Origin of the sequence: Falsiroseomonas sp. HW251 (assembly GCF_050563545.1) — a bacterium.
Taxonomy (GTDB): Bacteria; Pseudomonadota; Alphaproteobacteria; order Acetobacterales; family Acetobacteraceae; genus Falsiroseomonas.
Genome location: NZ_JBNXUM010000089.1, coordinates 1 through 1,050 on the forward strand (window position 1 = coordinate 1; position 1,050 = coordinate 1,050).

1 protein-coding gene and 1 pseudogene are annotated in these 1,050 nt (G+C 68.4%); both read right to left on the reverse strand.

Annotated features, from left to right (window positions below; genetic code table 11):
* Positions 1–254 (reverse strand): annotated as a pseudogene (locus ACLF3M_RS35290) (IS110 family transposase); the annotation flags it as partial.
* A 262-nt stretch (positions 255–516) separates the two neighbouring features.
* The coding region (locus ACLF3M_RS35295; RefSeq protein ID WP_430661695.1) for an IS110 family transposase at positions 517–1,050 on the reverse strand (534 nt) is incomplete at its 5' end.

Consider the following 1,050-nt stretch of genomic DNA (forward strand, 5'->3'; position numbering starts at 1 on the left):
CGCTTCACATAAGCCTTGACGTAGTGCGCGGGCATCAGCCGCACCTCGTGCCCGAGCGCCGCGATCTCCCGGGCCCAGTGGTGCGCCGTCGCGCACGCCTCCATGCCGACTAGGCAAGGTGGCAGCTTGGCGAAGAACCCGACGACCTGCGCCCGGCGCAGCTTCTGTCGCAGAACCACACCTCCGTCCGGGCCGACGCCGTGGAGCTGGAACACGTGCTTGGCGAGATCAACGCCGATCGTGACAACCTGCATGGCGGACGCCTCCTGATGGTGTGTTCAACAGCCCTCAACTTGGCACCGCGGCGCCGGTCGGGGGCCATCCACCCCATCGGTCTCAGGGCGAACGCCCTGGCCAAGATGGATCGCGCGCGTCGTGGGCCTCATAAAGTCGCCGGTGCCGAGCACCACATTTTTCATCAGGCTTCCGCGACGCCGGATCGACCGTTACGCCATCTGTCGTGCACCTCCACAGACCTCTTGGACGGCTCGGCCTCGGCCTGCCGCTACTGGGTGATCATGCCGGGATTGCGGGTTGCGCGGCGAAGCTGCGGCCGTGCCGGAGGACTGCCCAGGCGATGCGCGCCAGCTTCGCCGCCAGCGCGACGACCGCGACGTTGGGATGTGCGCGAGCTATCAGCCGGCGCAGCCACTCGCCGGTCGGTGTCGGCTGCCTGGCGAAGTGCGCCATGGCGGCGCGTGCGCCGTGGATCAGCTGCACTCGCAGATAGCTGTTCCCGCGCTTGCTGATGCCGAGCAGCTTCGTCTTGCCGCCGGTCGAATGCTGCCGTGGCGTGAGCCCAAGCCACGCTGCGAGATCGCGACCTCGGCTGAACGCCGACGCGTCGCCAACTGCTGCTACGAGCGCGGTGGCGTTGATGACGCCCACCCCCGGTATCGTGGCGAGCCGCCGGGCCTGCTCATGCTCCCGTGCCAGCACGGCGAGCTCGTCGTCATAGGCCTTGATCCGGCAGTCGAGATCCGCCCACTCGTCCTGCATGTCCTCGAGCAAATGCAGCGCCCGTGGACTGAGCTCGGGCGCGCCGGCCAG